Below are 15,247 nucleotides of genomic sequence, written 5' to 3' on the forward strand. Positions count from 1 at the left end.
GGCAATATGCCATACGTGAAGGCGGGCTAACCCGCCTTTTTTCATCCTCCGCACCCTGGCTTAGCGCTGCGCCGCCAGCCGGGCGCGGATCTGCGACAGCGAGGCATAGCCGTACAGCTTGCCATCCAGAAAGCGCGTTTTTAACTCACCCTGCTGCTCCTGTTCCAGCGTTTGCCCATCGTACAGCTGCAGTTCCCCCAAGGCGTCGCGTTCCACGCGCAGCAGACCACGCGCCGAACGTTTAAGACCATTATCGGTTTTCGGCTCCTTAAAGAGGGCTCTTCCCTCGCCGTTCACCTCCCCCCAGGTTGCCTTCATCGCGAAGCCGAAGGTATCGCGGGTGTTGTACTGGTAGGTAAATGAACCCACGCCGAACACCACGTTAGCGCTGGCAAAGCCTTTCGCTTCCAGGCGACGCAGGATCTCATCCGCTCTGGCGAGAGTAATGGAATCGCCGTAAATCAGGCCGACATGCGGATCCAGCACCTTGTATCCTTTTTCGTTGATAGTGCCGCCAAAAATTTCCCACAGAACCTCCACGGAGCCTTTCTCCTCGGCGCTGCGCTCGCTGCGGGTGTCGTCGTCAGCTGCGGTTCCGCACAGAATCGCCACCGGATCGCCGCTGTCCGGACGGAATACCACGCGCCCCTGACGCTGCATAATTATTGCCTGCAGCTCGCGGGTGTATTCGGTCAGCACCTGCCAGTAGTCCCAGGTATCCGAGACGATAGAGACGAAACCCTGCGGGTGGACTTCGGTAATCAGCCGGCGAAAGGTTTCAATTTCCCGCTCGCGCTCGCCCATACACATCACGCTGTGTTCCGTAGCCGGAATGCTGGCACCGATGAGCTCATCTTCACCGCGAGTGTAATAATCACGGGCATACAGCAGCGAAGGCAGGCTATCGGTCCCTTTGAAGCTGGCCAGATGTCCGCAGCCCGACTGCGCAGTGTCGTGCAGTCCGGACATCCCCCGAAACGAAAAGTCGTGACATTGGAAATCAAGGTGCGTCAGATCGCTACAGGTTTTCTCCGCCCAGCGTTCGCAAATCAGGCGATAGTGGTGGGCGATGGTCGCGTTGGTTGACGCTTTCCACAGCTCCGCCGAAAGCACCGTCTCCAGATAGTTCACCAGCCAGAAGAACTCAGGTTGCGTATTGGTGATGGTCAGCACCGGTACTTTCATCGGCACCTTGGTGCCTTCATCCAGCGCTTTGATATGCAGCGGTAAATAGCCAAGGCGATGCAGAGCGCGAATAGGCTCCACCCCAACCGTATCGCGCCCCAGATAGCCGTCCATCACCTGCTTATACTCGTTCACGACCTCCTCTTCCGGGCGGGCGAAAAACGCCTCGTTAAACAGATCGACCAGGAACCACTGCAGAAAGCCCTGCAGGCCGAAAAACACCAGCTTGCCATCGGCCTGCGGCGACTGGAAAAAACGATCGCTGCGCGGGGTAAAGTTAGAGTAAACCTTCGTTGTCCCCTGCGGATACTGCACGCGATGGGAAACTTTATAACCATCAATGGCCAGAATCGGATTTATTTTCATCATGTTATCCCCAATGTGCGCGGTAGATGGCGTCAATATCGATAAGCTCCAGCTGCGGATGAGCCAGGGCAGGAGAAGTCAAAGAGGTGGTGGCGTAAACGGCATCGATGCCGTTATTCAACAGATGCTCTACGCCTTTGGAAAAAATACCGTGGGTGACGTACAGACTCACGCTGCGGGCGCCCGCCTCGCGCAGCACCTGCGCCGAGCCGATAAAGGTGCCGCCAGCGTCGCAGAGGTCGTCAACAATAAGCACCGCTTTCCCCGCGACATCACCGGTCAGCAGGGAAAAACCGGTTAACGCGCCGCTGGCAAGATCACGCTCTTTACCGAGGATCGCGAACTCTCCGGCACCGCAGGCTTTAGCCACAGGATGAATCTTCTTTAGCGCGCCGGCATCCGGCGCCACCAGCATCAGCTCCCCGGCAGCAATAGCCTGACGCAGACCGGCGCTCTGCAGAAGACAGTGCTGTTGAGCCACCGCGACCATATTATTGACTGCCGCCGCTGCGGCATCGCTGTGCGGGTCAAGCACCACGACTTTGTCAAAGCCAAGGGTATTAAGCTGCCTGGCAAAGACCTTCAGCGCGAAGCTGTCTCCCGGCACCATATGACGATCCTGACGCGCCCACGGCAGCCACGGCAGTTCCAGATGGCTAAACGTCACGTCGGTAACATGACGCACGGCCTCCACCAGCTGCGCCAGCAGCATAAAATCGTTCATGTCGCGCAGAGCAACCGCCCGGATGCGCATCAGACGGGCAGAAGGCGGTAGTGGATTGGTCACCTTCAGCCACACAGCGCCATCGGGAAAGACGCCGCTGGCAAGCGTAAACGCCTCATCATCCAGTTCCAGGGTAAATTTTTCGCTCATGATGACCTCCGCTCATTAAATTATGTCCCTAAGACACAATCAATAATGTCCCTAAGACACATATTGTGCAAGCGTTAAATGTCATTTAAGCGGAGATGTGAATTAAGCAGTTGAAAAACAATAATAAAAATGTAGGCTTGCTGCTCAGGAAGGGGCTGGTACACTTGTCAGCGTTCTTTTCCGCTGCGAGCGCTCTATGACCAACGATGCCGAATACCTCAGCCAATACGATGCCAGCCGCTTTCCCTCGCCGCTGGTGACCGTCGATAGCGTCCTGTTTACCCTGCATGAAGGGGCGCTGTGCGTTCTGCTGGTTGAGCGCGCTAATCCACCGCAGCAGGGGGCGTGGGGGCTACCCGGCGGCTTTATCGATCTGGCGCACGATGATTCAACCCGCGCCACGGCGCTACGTAAGCTCACGGAAAAAACCGGGATTTCACCGTCATGGCTGGAGCAGCTCGACACCTTCTCCGGGCCGGATCGCGATCCGCGCGGCTGGAGCCTGACTATCGCCTGGTTTGCGTTAATCTCGTGGGTAGAGTGTCAGCCGCATATCGCCAGCGTCAGCGATGCCCGCTGGGTGCCGGTGGCGCAGCTGGATAGCTATTCGCTGGCTTTCGATCATCAAAAGATTATCGACGCCGGTCTGCATCGCTTACGCCAAAAAACGATGTACTCTTTACTGCCGGTTTACTGTCTGCCGGAGACCTTTACCCATGGTCAGCTGCTGGAAGCCACGGAAATCATCCTTGGTCAGCCGATTCAACGCAAAAGCCTGATTCGCCGCTTCGAAGCCTCCGGAATGTTTGAAGAGACCGGTGAAACAGCGGCAACCGGCGCGCGGAAAGCGCGGCTATGGCGGCGTAAACCCGGCGTCGATTTTCATCTCTTTTCACGTAACCTGCTGGCCGATTAGCCGCAAGGCCACATATGGGCTAACCTGCGCACTTCATGCGCGGTATAGTATGTTATAAAGATTATTTATTGCTCTGGTGCTATGGTTGATATCACTCCTACAGAAATGACGCCCCCTGAAGACGACTCGCAGCAGTTTCATCCGATGCGCGGCGTAGGCAATCGTCATTTGCAAACCATGTTGCCGCGGCTAATCCGTCGCAAACTCCGCTTTACTCCCCACTGGCAGCGTCTGGAATTGCCGGACGGCGATTTTGTCGATCTGGCATGGAGTGAAGACCCTTCTCAGGCGCGCCATAAACCTCGTCTGGTGGTATTTCATGGCCTGGAGGGGAGCCTACACAGCCCTTACGCACACGGACTTATCCATGCGGCAATGCAGCGCGGCTGGCTGGGCGTGGTAATGCACTTTCGCGGCTGTAGCGGCGAACCCAACCGGAATAACCGCATCTACCACTCGGGCGAAACGGAAGACGGCTCCTGGTTTCTGCGCTGGCTCCAGCGCGAGTACGGCACGGTCCCCACCGCCGCGGTGGGATATTCGCTCGGGGGCAATATGCTGGGCTGCCTGCTGGCAAAAGAAGGCGACGCTATTCCCGTTGATGCCGCGGTTATCGTCTCGGCGCCGTTTATGCTGGAAGCCTGTAGCTATCATATGGACAAAGGTTTCTCCCGCGTTTATCAGCGCTACCTGCTCAACCTGCTGAAAGCCAACGCCGCGCGTAAGCTAAAAGCCTATCCCGGCTCTCTGCCCGTCGATTTACGCCAGCTAAAAAGCATGCGCCGTATCCGCGAGTTTGACGATTGCATTACGGCCAGGATCCACGGTTTTGCCGATGCGCTGGACTACTATCGCCAGTGTAGCGCCATGCCGCGCCTGAGCGATATCACTAAGCCCACGCTGATTATTCACGCGAAGGACGATCCCTTTATGGATCACCACTCGATTCCCCCGCAGGAGCAGCTGCCGGCGAATGTCGAATATCAGCTCACGGAGCACGGCGGGCACGTTGGCTTCGTCGGCGGCACGCTGCGTAAGCCTGAAATGTGGCTTGAAAAACGCATCCCGGATTGGCTAACCCGTTGGCTAGGAGCGCAAATATGATCATTCCCTGGCAAGATCTCGATCCCGAAACGCTGGATAACCTGATCGAAAGTTTTGTATTACGTGAAGGCACCGATTATGGTGAACATGAACGTTCGCTGACGGATAAAGTCGCGGATGTTAAACAGCAGTTGAAAAGCGGAGAAGCCGTGCTGGTGTGGTCAGAACTGCACGAAACGGTGAATATCATGCCCCGCAAGCAGTTTCACGGCTAAGGCGGCACACACTATCGTTTACTCTGGGAGTTGTTATGTCTGCCAAACATCCGGTGATTGCCGTCACGGGCTCCAGCGGCGCGGGAACCACGACCACCAGCCTCGCCTTTCGCAAAATTTTCGCCCAGCTTAATCTGCACGCCGCCGAAGTTGAAGGCGATAGCTTTCACCGCTATACCCGTCCGGAAATGGACATGGCGATCCGTAAAGCGCGCGATCAGGGCAAACATATCAGCTACTTTGGCCCCGAGGCTAACGACTTCGGCCTGCTGGAACACACGTTCGCCGAATATGGGCAAAGCGGCAAAGGCCAGTCGCGCAAATATTTACATACCTATGACGAGGCCGTGCCGTGGAATCAGGTTCCGGGGACCTTCACGCCCTGGCAGCCGCTGCCGGAACCGACTGACGTCCTGTTTTATGAAGGCCTGCACGGCGGCGTTGTGACGCCGCAGCATAACGTAGCAAACCATGTCGACCTGCTGGTCGGCGTGGTGCCCATCGTCAATCTTGAGTGGATCCAGAAGCTTATCCGCGACACCAGCGAGCGCGGACACTCTCGTGAGGCGGTCATGGATTCCGTGGTCCGCTCGATGGAAGATTACATCAACTTTATCACCCCGCAGTTTTCACGCACCCACCTCAACTTTCAGCGCGTACCGACGGTGGATACGTCCAACCCGTTTGCGGCCAAAGCCATTCCTTCACTGGATGAAAGCTTTGTCGTTATCCATTTCCGTAATCTAAAAAATATCGATTTCCCCTGGCTACTGGCGATGCTGCAGGGCTCGTTTATTTCGCATATGAATACCCTGGTGGTACCGGGCGGGAAAATGGGGCTGGCGATGGAACTGATTATGGCGCCGCTGGTTGAGCGGCTGATGGAAGGCAGGAAAATCAGCGAGTAGCCAGAACCCCGGTGGCGCGATTGCCGGCCGGGGCGCGTTCGGCTTACCCTTCGATCACTTCATAAGAGTGGGTAATGTTTACCGCTTTCTCAAGCATCAGCGCGACGGAACAATACTTTTCCGCCGACAGGTCGACCGCGCGAGACACGGCAGCGTCCTTCAGTTCTTTACCGGTCACGATAAAATGCAGATTGATATGGGTAAACAGACGCGGCGCCTCTTCGCGGCGCTCCGAGGTCAGCTTAACTTCGCAGTTGGTGACGTTCTGGCGGCCCTTCTGCAATATGGAAACCACATCAATCGCGCTGCATCCGCCTGCCGCCATCAGTACCATTTCCATTGGGCTAGGCGCTTTATCCCCGGAATTGCCGTCCATCAGAATCTGGTGACCAGAAGCCGACTCACCGATGAAGGTTAACCCTTCAACCCACTTCACTCGCGCTTGCATAAATTTAACTCCAGGGCTGTAATTTTCCTGACAGATTACGCGTACATAACAATTCTCGCAACGGAAGGCGACCTGGGTCATGCTGAAGCGAGACACCAGGAGACATGCGGCGAAAGCTATGCTAAAACAATCTGGATGCTACAGTAATACATTGATGTACTGCATGTATGCAGAGGAGTTCACATTACAGGCTGCAGAAAAATTTCAGCCGGATTCCCAGGTATAGGGATTCAATACGATTGCATGCCCGGATGCCGTGTAGTGTCGGCACCCGGAGATAGCTTATAACAGAGGATAACCGCGCATGGTGCTTGGCAAACCGCAAACAGACCCTACCCTTGAATGGTTCTTGTCTCATTGCCACATTCATAAGTACCCATCAAAGAGCACGCTGATCCACCAGGGTGAGAAAGCAGAAACGTTGTACTACATCGTTAAAGGCTCCGTGGCTGTACTCATCAAGGATGAAGAAGGTAAAGAGATGATCCTCTCTTACCTTAATCAGGGCGATTTCATCGGTGAATTAGGCTTGTTTGAAGAAGGCCAGGAGCGTAGCGCTTGGGTACGTGCGAAAACCGCATGTGAAGTGGCCGAAATCTCCTACAAAAAGTTCCGTCAGCTGATCCAGGTTAACCCGGACATCCTGATGCGTCTCTCTTCGCAGATGGCTCGTCGTCTGCAGGTCACGTCTGAGAAAGTCGGCAACCTCGCCTTCCTTGACGTTACCGGTCGTATCGCTCAGACGCTGCTGAACCTGGCTAAACAGCCGGATGCGATGACCCACCCGGACGGTATGCAAATTAAAATTACCCGCCAGGAAATTGGTCAGATCGTCGGATGCTCCCGCGAGACCGTTGGCCGCATCCTGAAAATGCTGGAAGATCAAAACCTGATCTCCGCGCACGGTAAAACTATCGTCGTCTACGGTACCCGTTAAGTCGGTAAAACGGCGTATTGCCTAACAATACGCCGTTTTTGTTTTCCCCTCATGTGGCGCAGGCTGATTTACCACCCGGAAGTCAACTATGCACTGCGGCAAACGCTGGTGTTGTGTCTGCCGGTTGCGATTGGGCTTCTGCTCGGTCATCTCCAGCAGGGGCTGCTGTTTTCTCTAGTTCCCGCCTGCTGCAACGTTGCCGGGCTGGATACGCCGCATAAACGCTTCTTTAAACGCCTGATTATCGGCGGCAGCCTGTTTGCCGGCTGTAGCCTGATCGTTCAGCTCCTTCTGCAGCGAGACATCCCTTTGCCGCTGATCCTCACGGGTCTGGCGCTCATCCTCGGCGTCACCGCCGAAATCAGCTCCCTGCACGCTCGGCTGCTGCCCGCCTCGCTTATCGCGGCTATTTTTACCCTCAGTCTCGCTGGCAATATGCCGATCTGGGAGCCGCTGTTAATCTACGCCATGGGCACCTTATGGTATGGCGTGTTTAACTGGTTCTGGTTTTGGCTGTGGCGCGAACAGCCGCTGCGCGAATCATTAAGCCTGCTCTACCGGGAGCTGGCCAACTACTGCGAGGCCAAATACAGTCTGCTTACCCAGCATACGGACCCCGCCACATCGCTGCCGCCGCTGCTCAACCGCCAGCAGAAGGTGGTGGATCTGATTACCCAGTGCTATCAGCAGATGCATATGCTGGCGGCTAACCAGCGCAGCGATCACAAACGCCTGCTGCGCGCTTTCCAGGTTGGACTGGACCTTCAGGAACATATTTCCGTCAGTCTTCATCAGCCGGAAGAGGTGCAGAAACTGGTGGAGCGCAGCCACGCGGAAGCGGTGATTCGCTGGAACGCGCAAACCGTTGCCGCCCGCCTGCGGGAGCTGGCGGACGATCTCCTCTACCACCGTTATCCTCAGCGCTTTCAGATGGATAAACAGATCGGCGCGCTGGAAAAAATCGCCTGGCAGCATCCGGATAATCCGGTTGGCCAGTTCTGCGCCTGGCACTTCAGCCGCATTGCCAGGGTTCTGCGCACCCAGCGCCCGCTATACGCGCGTAACCTGATGGCGGATAAAACCCGCCGCCTGCCGCTGCTGCCCGCGTTGAAAAACTATCTGTCGCTTAAGTCGCCGGCGTTACGAAACGCGGCGCGTATCAGCGTGATGCTGAGCGTCGCCAGCCTGATGGGCAGCGCGCTGCATCTGCCTAAGCCCTACTGGATCCTGATGACCGTGCTGTTCGTGACGCAAAACGGCTACGGCGCAACCCGGGTACGTATCGTCCATCGGGCTGCCGGAACCATTGCGGGACTGGTCATTGCCGGGCTCACGCTGCACTTTCACGTTCCTGAAGGCTATACGCTGACCGCGATGCTGTTCATCACGCTGTTAAGCTATCTGATTATCCGCAAGCACTACGGCTGGGCGATGGTCGGGTTTACGGTGACGGCGGTGTACACTCTGCAGCTGCTCACCCTGAACGGCGAGCAGTTTATCATCGCCAGACTGATTGATACGCTGATTGGCTGTCTGATCGCCTTCGGCGGAATGGTCTGGCTATGGCCACAGTGGCAAAGCGGGCTGCTGCGCAAAAATGCCCACGATGCGCTGGAAGCCGATCAGGAAGCGATCAGGCTGATCCTCAGCGACGATCATCAGGCCCCGGCGCTGGCCTACCAGCGCATGCGCGTTAATCAGGCGCATAACGCGCTGTTTAACTCGCTGAATCAGGCGATGCAGGAACCCGGCTTTAACTCGCACTATCTGGAAGACATGAAGCTGTGGGTGACCCACAGCCAGTTTATTGTCGAGCATATTAACGCGATGACCACTCTGGCGCGCGAGCACAATATGCTGACGCCGGATCTGGCGCAGCGTTATCTGGAATCCTGCGAGATTGCGCTCCAGCGCTGCCAGCAGCGGCTGGATTCCGACGGGCCGGGCAGCGCGGGGGATGTGAACATTATGGAGGCGCAGGATGCGGAGGTTCCTCGCGGCCCGCTCAGTACGATGGAGCAGCATTTGCAGCGCATCCTCGGGCATCTGAACACCATGCACACCATTTCATCGGTGGCATGGCGTCAGCGTCCGCATCATGGCATCTGGCTGCGCGCCACTAAGCGCTAAGCACCCGCTCAACCGCCAGGGCAAAGCGCGCCATGCCTTCAGCAATATCGCTATCATCAATCACCAGCGACGGTACGAAGCGCATCACGTCCGGTCCGGCATTGAGCACCATGACGCCCGCCTCTGCGGCGGCGTAGAGGAAATTGCGCGCCTTCCCGTGATACTGCGGCTTCAGCTCGGCGCCGATAAGCAGACCCATGCCGCGAATATCGCTGAACAGATCGAACCGCGCGTCAATGCGCTGAAGGTGCTCAACAAACAGCTCGCGCTTCGCGGTGACGCCGTCCAGCACTTCCGGCGTGTTAATCAGATCGAAGGCCGCTCCGCCGACCGCGCAGGCCAGGGGGTTACCGCCGTAGGTTGAGCCGTGAGAACCGGCGTGGAAAGCGCTGGCGATATCATGGGTGGTCAGCATCGCGCTGATAGGGAAGCCGCCGCCAAGCGCCTTGGCGCTGGTCAGAATATCCGGCGTCACGCCGTAGTGCATATAGGCAAACAGCGAGCCTGTACGCCCCATACCGCACTGTACTTCATCAAACACCAGCAGTGCCTGGTGCTGGTCGCAGAGATCGCGCAATCCTTGCAGGAATTCCGGCGTCGCCGCCGTCACTCCGCCTTCACCCTGAATCGGCTCGACCACCACCGCGCAGGTATGATCGTCCATCACGGCTTTCACCGCGTGTAAATCGTTAAACGGCACGTGAACGATATCGGCCGGTTTCGGCCCAAACCCGTCGGAATATTTCGGCTGACCGCCGACCGAGACGGTGAAAAGCGAGCGACCGTGAAACGCATTATGGAAAGCGATGATTTTGGTTTTGTACGGGCTATGGCGGGTCACGGTGTAATGGCGAGCCAGCTTGAAAGCCGTTTCGTTAGCTTCCGTACCGGAGTTCATAAACACGACGCGATCGGCAAAAGTCGCATCCACCAGCTTCCGCCCGAGTCGCAGGGCCGGTTCGTTGGTAAAAACGTTGCTGGTATGCCACAGCTTTTCACCCTGCTCATGCAGTGCCGCCACCAGCGCCGGATGGCAATGACCGAGCGCGGTCACGGCAATCCCACCGGCGAAATCAACGTACTCTTTACCCTGCTGATCCCATACCCGGCTTCCCTTACCCTTCACCGGAATAAATTCTGCCGGTGCATAAATCGGCAAAATGACCTCATCGAATGTAGCGCGGGTGATTGCCGGTTGTTCAGTTGCCATGTGGTGCCCATCCTTTACGTTATGCAGCAATGATTATGATAATCTAATCACAAAATATGCATAAAAAATCAACTCATGGCAACTACAAATCACCGATTGAGGAAGTTTGCCAGCAGCTGGTGGCCCTGCTCGCTGAGAATACTCTCCGGATGAAACTGCACGCCCTCGAGATCGAACACGCGGTGGCGAATGCCCATGATCTCTCCCTCTTCGCTGCGGGCGGTCACCTCAAAGCATTCAGGCAGCGTTAGCGGATCAATGAGCAGGGAGTGGTAGCGGGTCACCGTAAGCGGGTTATTCAGTCCAAGGAACACCCCTTGGCCGGTATGGCTGACGGGGGACGTTTTCCCGTGCATGACTTTGGCGGCTCGTACGATAGCGGCGCCGAAAACCTGGGCGATGGCCTGATGGCCGAGGCAAACGCCTAAGATCGGCGTTTGGCCGGAAAAATGGCGGATCGCCGCCAGTGAAATCCCCGACTCATCCGGCGTACAGGGGCCCGGCGAGATAACGATTTTCGCTGGCGCCAGGGAAATAATGTCCGCTAACGTCAGCTCGTCGTTACGCCTGACCAGCACTTCCGCCCCAAGTTCGCAGAAATACTGGTACAAATTCCAGGTGAAAGAATCGTAGTTATCGATAAGCAGGATCATAGCGGCTCCGGGAACAAAGAACCGCGCTATTCTACTCAGTTTCCGTCGCTTCGCTTACCACTTTGCGAAATATCGTCCGCAGTGGAGAAAGGTCGCCCATCGCTCCGCTCTGGTTGGCCTGGTTCCACGCATCGACCGCAATATCGCGCCAATCCAGCGTATAGCCCGCATGAATAGCCAGCTGCTCAAAGAAAATGCGTTGCGCCATGCCGTTACCGAGACGGAAAGGATGCAGGACGTTAATTTCGCAGTAGTAATGAGCAAGACGTTCAATGAATTTATCCTGCGCGAGACCCACCAGATAACCTTCCTCTTCAAGATCCTGAAGCAGCGCGTTCCCCTCTTTTTCGATATAGGCAAAATGGCAGAAACGGGTGTCGCCCTGATAGATATCAACTTCACGCAGCTGCCCTGCCCAGTCGAAGACATCCTGATAGAGCTGGCGATGAATAGCGCAGAGATGAGGCAATCCCCGCACCAACGGCCCGAGTTCAATGGTTGCCGCGCGTAATGCGGTCAGCTCCCACGCCGCCTGCTCAAGTCGCTGAGCCTGGCGAATTCCCAGGCGGTTGCGCATCACCTTAAGACCGGGGTAGAGATAGGGGTCCCGCCCCTCGCCGAATTTATCGCTCATAGTGGCTCCTTAACGCCGCAATGCGCGCCAGGACTTCTTCGGGGGTAAGGGTTATCAGCGGAACATCGACGCCCTCCAGCCGTCGGCTGGCCTGAAAATTCACGTTACGTCGATCCTCCCAGAGACGGGACTTCTGTTTTTCGGTGAGCTTTTTCATTTAACACCTCCCTGACGCGTCCGCAGTTGCCACAAGTATAAGCGGCAAAAAACGATTTCGCAGGGAAGCGGGGGCTGCGCGGGTACGGGTTACCCGCGCAAAATAAAATTACGGCAGAACTTTTGCGGAAAGGATCACGATAGGTTTGGACGGTACATTCTGATACGGCCCAACGTTATGGGTCGGCACCTGAGAAATCTTATCCGCCACGTCCATACCTTTAACGACTTTACCAAACACCGCATAGCCAAAATCACGCTGGCCATGATCGAGGAAGGCGTTATCCGCAATATTGATAAAGAACTGGCTGGTGGCGCTGTCCTGATCGGCGGTACGCGCCATGGCGATGGTGCCACGCGTATTGCGCAGGCCGTTGTCGGCTTCGTTTTTAATCGGTGGATTAGGCTGTTTCTGCTGCATCTGCTCGTTAAAGCCGCCGCCCTGCACCATAAAGCCCGGGATCACCCGGTGAAAAGTGGTGTTGTTATAAAAGCCGCTGTTCACGTACTTGAGGAAGTTATCCACCGAGATGGGTGCTTTCTGGCTATTCAGCTCAAGCTCAATATTGCCCGCAGACGTGGTCAGCAACACATGGGGATCCCCTTTTGCCGCCATGGCCGGGGAGAATGCTGAAATGGCGAAAACGGCAGCCACCGCCGCGAGAGTTGATTTGAGCATGGAAATTCCTTAACGGAGCAGAATAAAAACCGAGTGCTTTGATTCTAAAGAGCCTTTGCATCCTGGGCCAGCCTTTTACCTAATTTTACTTAGCTGAAACAGTTGTAACGGTGGGCCTGGCGATCGGCCAAATAGATAAATGTGATATGAGTCACACTAAGAATTGCAAAAAGATATAAATTTCAGAATAAACGTTTGCTTGAATCACGCTAACGCATAAAATCTGTCCGCCCGGCGCAGAGTCAACGCGCTTTACATTTCTATTCACAGGCCAGTCATGACTAACAGCAATCGTATCAAGCTCACATGGATCAGCTTCTTCTCCTACGCCCTGACCGGCGCGTTGGTGATTGTCACCGGGATGGTGATGGGAAATATCGCAGATTATTTTCATCTGCCCGTTTCCAGTATGAGCAACACCTTTACTTTCCTTAATGCCGGTATCCTGATCTCTATCTTCCTGAACGCCTGGCTGATGGAAATTGTTCCGCTGAAAACCCAGCTGCGTTTTGGCTTTATCCTGATGGTTCTGGCCGTCGCGGGTTTAATGTTCAGCCACAGCCTGGCGCTGTTTTCCGCTTCGATGTTCGTGCTTGGCCTGGTCAGCGGGATTACCATGTCGATTGGTACCTTCCTGATCACCCATATGTATGAAGGCCGTCAGCGCGGAGCGCGTCTGCTGTTCACCGACTCCTTCTTCAGCATGGCGGGGATGATCTTCCCGATGCTGGCCGCTTATCTGCTGGCGCGCAGCATCGAATGGTACTGGGTTTATGCCTGCATCGGCCTGGTCTACGTCGCTATTTTCATTCTGACCTTCGGCTGCGAATTCCCGGTATTGGGCAAAAAAGCCCTGCAGGATAGCCAACCGGTAGTGAAAGAGAAATGGGGTATCGGCGTGCTGTTCCTCTCCATCGCTGCGCTATGCTACATCCTCGGTCAGCTGGGCTTCATCTCCTGGGTGCCGGAATACGCCAAAGGCCTGGGCATGAGTCTTGGCGACGCGGGTAAACTGGTGAGCGATTTCTGGATGTCGTACATGATCGGCATGTGGTCTTTCAGCTTCATCCTGCGCTTCTTCGACCTGCAGCGTATTCTGACCGTGCTGGCGGGCGTAGCGACGGTACTGATGTATCTGTTTATCAACGGTTCGCCGGAGCATATGCCATGGTTTATTCTGACCCTCGGCTTCTTCTCCAGCGCCATCTATACGTCGATCATCACCCTGGGTTCACAGCAAACCCGAGTGTCGTCGCCGAAGCTGGTGAACTTCATTCTGACCTGCGGCACCGTGGGTACTATGCTGACTTTCGTCGTGACCGGCCCTATCGTTGCCGCCAGCGGTCCGCTGGCAGCGCTGCATACCGCTAACGGCCTCTATGCCGTGGTGTTTGTGATGTGTCTGATCCTCGGCTTCGTCTCCCGCCACCGTCAGAACAACGCGGCAGCGGAATCGCACTAAGCCTCAGGCCCCTTTGTTCCGGCAAAGGGGCTATTTCGGGTAAAGAACAGCTCCTCCCCGCCCCGATCCATCTGAACCCAGGTTTGCGCCAGCTGCGTGGTGGCAATGACTCTCCCCTGGCGGATTGACCAACGCACCGGAACCTGACAACGCACGGCCTCAAACCCGTTTTCCGCGGGCAGAATCACCAGATTCGCCGTGTTCCCCGTCGCAATACCGTAATCGCTCAGGCCAAACGTGCGCGCGCTATTTTCCGTGACCAGCTTCAGTCCCTCGTTAATCTGCTGATAGCCCATCATCTGGCAAACGTGCAGACCCATGTGCAGCACCTGCAGCATATTGCCGGTCCCCAGCGGATACCAGGGGTCAAATACATCGTCATGGCCAAAGCAGACGTTAATGCCCGCCGCCATCAGCTCCTTCACGCGCGTGATACCGCGACGCTTCGGATAGTCGTCAAAGCGTCCCTGGAGGTGAATATTGACCAGCGGGTTAGCGACGAAGTTAATGCCGGAGAGCTTCAGCAAACGAAAAAGACGTGACGTATAGGCGCCATTGTAGGAGTGCATCGCGGTGGTATGGCTGGCGGTTACTTGCGGACCTATCCCCTCTTTTAACGCCAGGGCCGCCACGGTTTCAACGAACCGCGACTGTTCATCATCAATTTCATCGCAGTGGATATCCAGAGGCCGCTGATACTTTTTCGCCAGACGGAAAGCAATGTGCAGGGATTCCACGCCATATTCGCGCGTAAATTCAAAATGCGGAATCGCGCCCACCACGTCGGCACCCAGACGCAGCGCCTCTTCCAGCAGGCCCTCACCATTGGGGTAGGATAAAATGCCCTCCTGGGGGAAGGCGACAATCTGCAGCTCTACCCACGGCGCGACCTCCTGCTTTACCTCGAGCATGGCTTTGAGCGCGGTCAGCGTCGGATCGGAAACATCAACGTGGGTACGAACAAACTGGATGCCGTTGGCGATCTGCCACTTCAGCGTCTTCCACGCGCGGGCTTTAACGTCCTCATGGCTCAATAAAGCCTTACGCTCCGCCCAACGCTCAATCCCTTCAAACAGCGTCCCGGACTGGTTCCAGTTCGGCTCTCCGGCGGTTTGGGTCGTATCAAGGTGGATATGCGGCTCAATAAAAGGGGGGATGGCCAGTCCGCCGCGGGCGTTCAGCACTTCAAAATTCTCTTTGCGCGCCTCCCCCATAGGGGTGATATCCCCGAAGCGCCCCTTGTCTATCGCTATCTGCCATAACCCTTCGCGATCGGGCAGACGAACGTTCTCAATTAACCAAAGCGGCGCTGCTGTCATATCGATGACTCCCGTAATTGTTGCTGAAGTTTTACTCAACCCGCCGGGGGT

16 protein-coding genes are annotated in these 15,247 nt (G+C 56.1%); 7 read left to right on the forward strand and 9 right to left on the reverse strand.

Translation table 11 applies throughout. The features are described 5' to 3' along the window. Window positions 1-60: 60 nt before the first annotated feature. Both ABLV30_RS08085 and prs read right to left on the reverse strand, forming a co-directional pair. Window positions 61-1,551 carry a nicotinate phosphoribosyltransferase gene (locus tag ABLV30_RS08085; RefSeq protein ID WP_163586370.1) on the reverse strand — a complete coding sequence of 497 codons (1,491 nt, stop codon included), beginning with the start codon at window positions 1,549-1,551 and terminating at the stop codon, window positions 61-63. A gap of 4 nt (window positions 1,552-1,555) precedes the next feature. Beyond that, window positions 1,556-2,425: a ribose-phosphate diphosphokinase gene (gene prs / locus ABLV30_RS08090; protein ID WP_064357751.1), complete on the reverse strand. Its 870-nt coding sequence runs from the start codon at window positions 2,423-2,425 to the stop codon at window positions 1,556-1,558. 196 nt (window positions 2,426-2,621) lie between these two features. On the opposite strand from prs, the gene ABLV30_RS08095 reads away from it, so the two are divergent. From ABLV30_RS08095 to ABLV30_RS08110, 4 genes are all read left to right on the forward strand, one after another. Continuing rightward, a complete protein-coding gene (locus ABLV30_RS08095) occupies window positions 2,622-3,341 on the forward strand; it encodes an NUDIX domain-containing protein (RefSeq protein ID WP_025107833.1) in 720 nt (239 codons plus the stop codon). A 144-nt stretch (window positions 3,342-3,485) separates the two neighbouring features. Continuing rightward, the gene (locus tag ABLV30_RS08100; RefSeq protein ID WP_231719137.1) at window positions 3,486-4,445 is read left to right on the forward strand and encodes a hydrolase; all 960 of its coding nucleotides are present in this window, start codon (window positions 3,486-3,488) and stop codon (window positions 4,443-4,445) included. Further along, entirely contained in the window at window positions 4,442-4,660 is a 219-nt protein-coding gene (locus ABLV30_RS08105) for a YheU family protein (protein WP_004125965.1), read from the forward strand. The genes ABLV30_RS08100 and ABLV30_RS08105 overlap by 4 nt, the downstream gene beginning before the upstream one ends. 35 nt (window positions 4,661-4,695) lie before the next feature. Further along, a complete protein-coding gene (locus tag ABLV30_RS08110; protein ID WP_004854874.1) occupies window positions 4,696-5,568 on the forward strand; it encodes a phosphoribulokinase in 873 nt (290 codons plus the stop codon). 43 nt (window positions 5,569-5,611) lie between these two features. On the opposite strand, the gene ABLV30_RS08115 is transcribed toward ABLV30_RS08110, so the two are convergent. Beyond that, the gene (locus tag ABLV30_RS08115; protein ID WP_004854875.1) at window positions 5,612-6,016 is read right to left on the reverse strand and encodes an OsmC family protein; all 405 of its coding nucleotides are present in this window, start codon (window positions 6,014-6,016) and stop codon (window positions 5,612-5,614) included. A 304-nt stretch (window positions 6,017-6,320) separates the two neighbouring features. Here ABLV30_RS08115 and crp point away from each other — a divergent pair, with 304 nt between their 5' ends. Further along, window positions 6,321-6,953, forward strand: a complete 633-nt coding sequence (gene crp / locus ABLV30_RS08120) for a cAMP-activated global transcriptional regulator CRP (RefSeq protein WP_000242758.1) — start codon at window positions 6,321-6,323, stop codon at window positions 6,951-6,953. A 51-nt stretch (window positions 6,954-7,004) separates the two neighbouring features. Beyond that, window positions 7,005-9,083 carry a YccS/YhfK family putative transporter gene (locus ABLV30_RS08125; protein WP_014839675.1) on the forward strand — a complete coding sequence of 693 codons (2,079 nt, stop codon included), beginning with the start codon at window positions 7,005-7,007 and terminating at the stop codon, window positions 9,081-9,083. Here ABLV30_RS08125 and ABLV30_RS08130 read toward each other — a convergent pair. The 5 genes from ABLV30_RS08130 to ppiA all read right to left on the reverse strand — a co-directional run bounded on the left by ABLV30_RS08130 (window position 9,073) and on the right by ppiA (window position 12,415). After that, the gene (locus tag ABLV30_RS08130) at window positions 9,073-10,293 is read right to left on the reverse strand and encodes an aspartate aminotransferase family protein (RefSeq protein ID WP_025107834.1); all 1,221 of its coding nucleotides are present in this window, start codon (window positions 10,291-10,293) and stop codon (window positions 9,073-9,075) included. The two genes, ABLV30_RS08125 and ABLV30_RS08130, sit on opposite strands and share 11 nt — an antisense overlap. An 89-nt stretch (window positions 10,294-10,382) precedes the next feature. After that, a complete protein-coding gene (gene pabA, locus ABLV30_RS08135; protein ID WP_014227049.1) occupies window positions 10,383-10,946 on the reverse strand; it encodes an aminodeoxychorismate synthase component 2 in 564 nt (187 codons plus the stop codon). Window positions 10,947-10,977: 31 nt separating this feature from the next. After that, window positions 10,978-11,580 (reverse strand): putative adenosine monophosphate-protein transferase Fic, encoded by a 603-nt coding sequence (locus ABLV30_RS08140; protein ID WP_009654847.1) that lies wholly within the window; start codon window positions 11,578-11,580, stop codon window positions 10,978-10,980. Beyond that, window positions 11,570-11,737, reverse strand: coding sequence for a YhfG family protein (locus ABLV30_RS08145; protein ID WP_102803170.1), 168 nt, complete (start codon window positions 11,735-11,737; stop codon window positions 11,570-11,572). Before ABLV30_RS08145 ends, ABLV30_RS08140 begins: the two co-directional genes overlap by 11 nt. 108 nt (window positions 11,738-11,845) lie before the next feature. Beyond that, window positions 11,846-12,415 carry a peptidylprolyl isomerase A gene (ppiA, locus tag ABLV30_RS08150; RefSeq protein ID WP_004854889.1) on the reverse strand — a complete coding sequence of 190 codons (570 nt, stop codon included), beginning with the start codon at window positions 12,413-12,415 and terminating at the stop codon, window positions 11,846-11,848. 277 nt (window positions 12,416-12,692) lie between these two features. Here ppiA and tsgA point away from each other — a divergent pair, with 277 nt between their 5' ends. After that, a complete protein-coding gene (gene tsgA / locus ABLV30_RS08155) occupies window positions 12,693-13,877 on the forward strand; it encodes an MFS transporter TsgA (protein ID WP_004854892.1) in 1,185 nt (394 codons plus the stop codon). Here the strand turns inward: tsgA and ABLV30_RS08160 are convergent. Next, window positions 13,874-15,196 carry a cytosine deaminase gene (locus ABLV30_RS08160; protein ID WP_102803171.1) on the reverse strand — a complete coding sequence of 441 codons (1,323 nt, stop codon included), beginning with the start codon at window positions 15,194-15,196 and terminating at the stop codon, window positions 13,874-13,876. The two genes, tsgA and ABLV30_RS08160, sit on opposite strands and share 4 nt — an antisense overlap. Window positions 15,197-15,247 lie beyond the last annotated feature (51 nt).

Origin of the sequence: Klebsiella sp. CN_Kp113 (assembly GCF_040064585.1) — a bacterium.
Classification (GTDB): Bacteria; Pseudomonadota; Gammaproteobacteria; order Enterobacterales; family Enterobacteriaceae; genus Klebsiella; species Klebsiella michiganensis.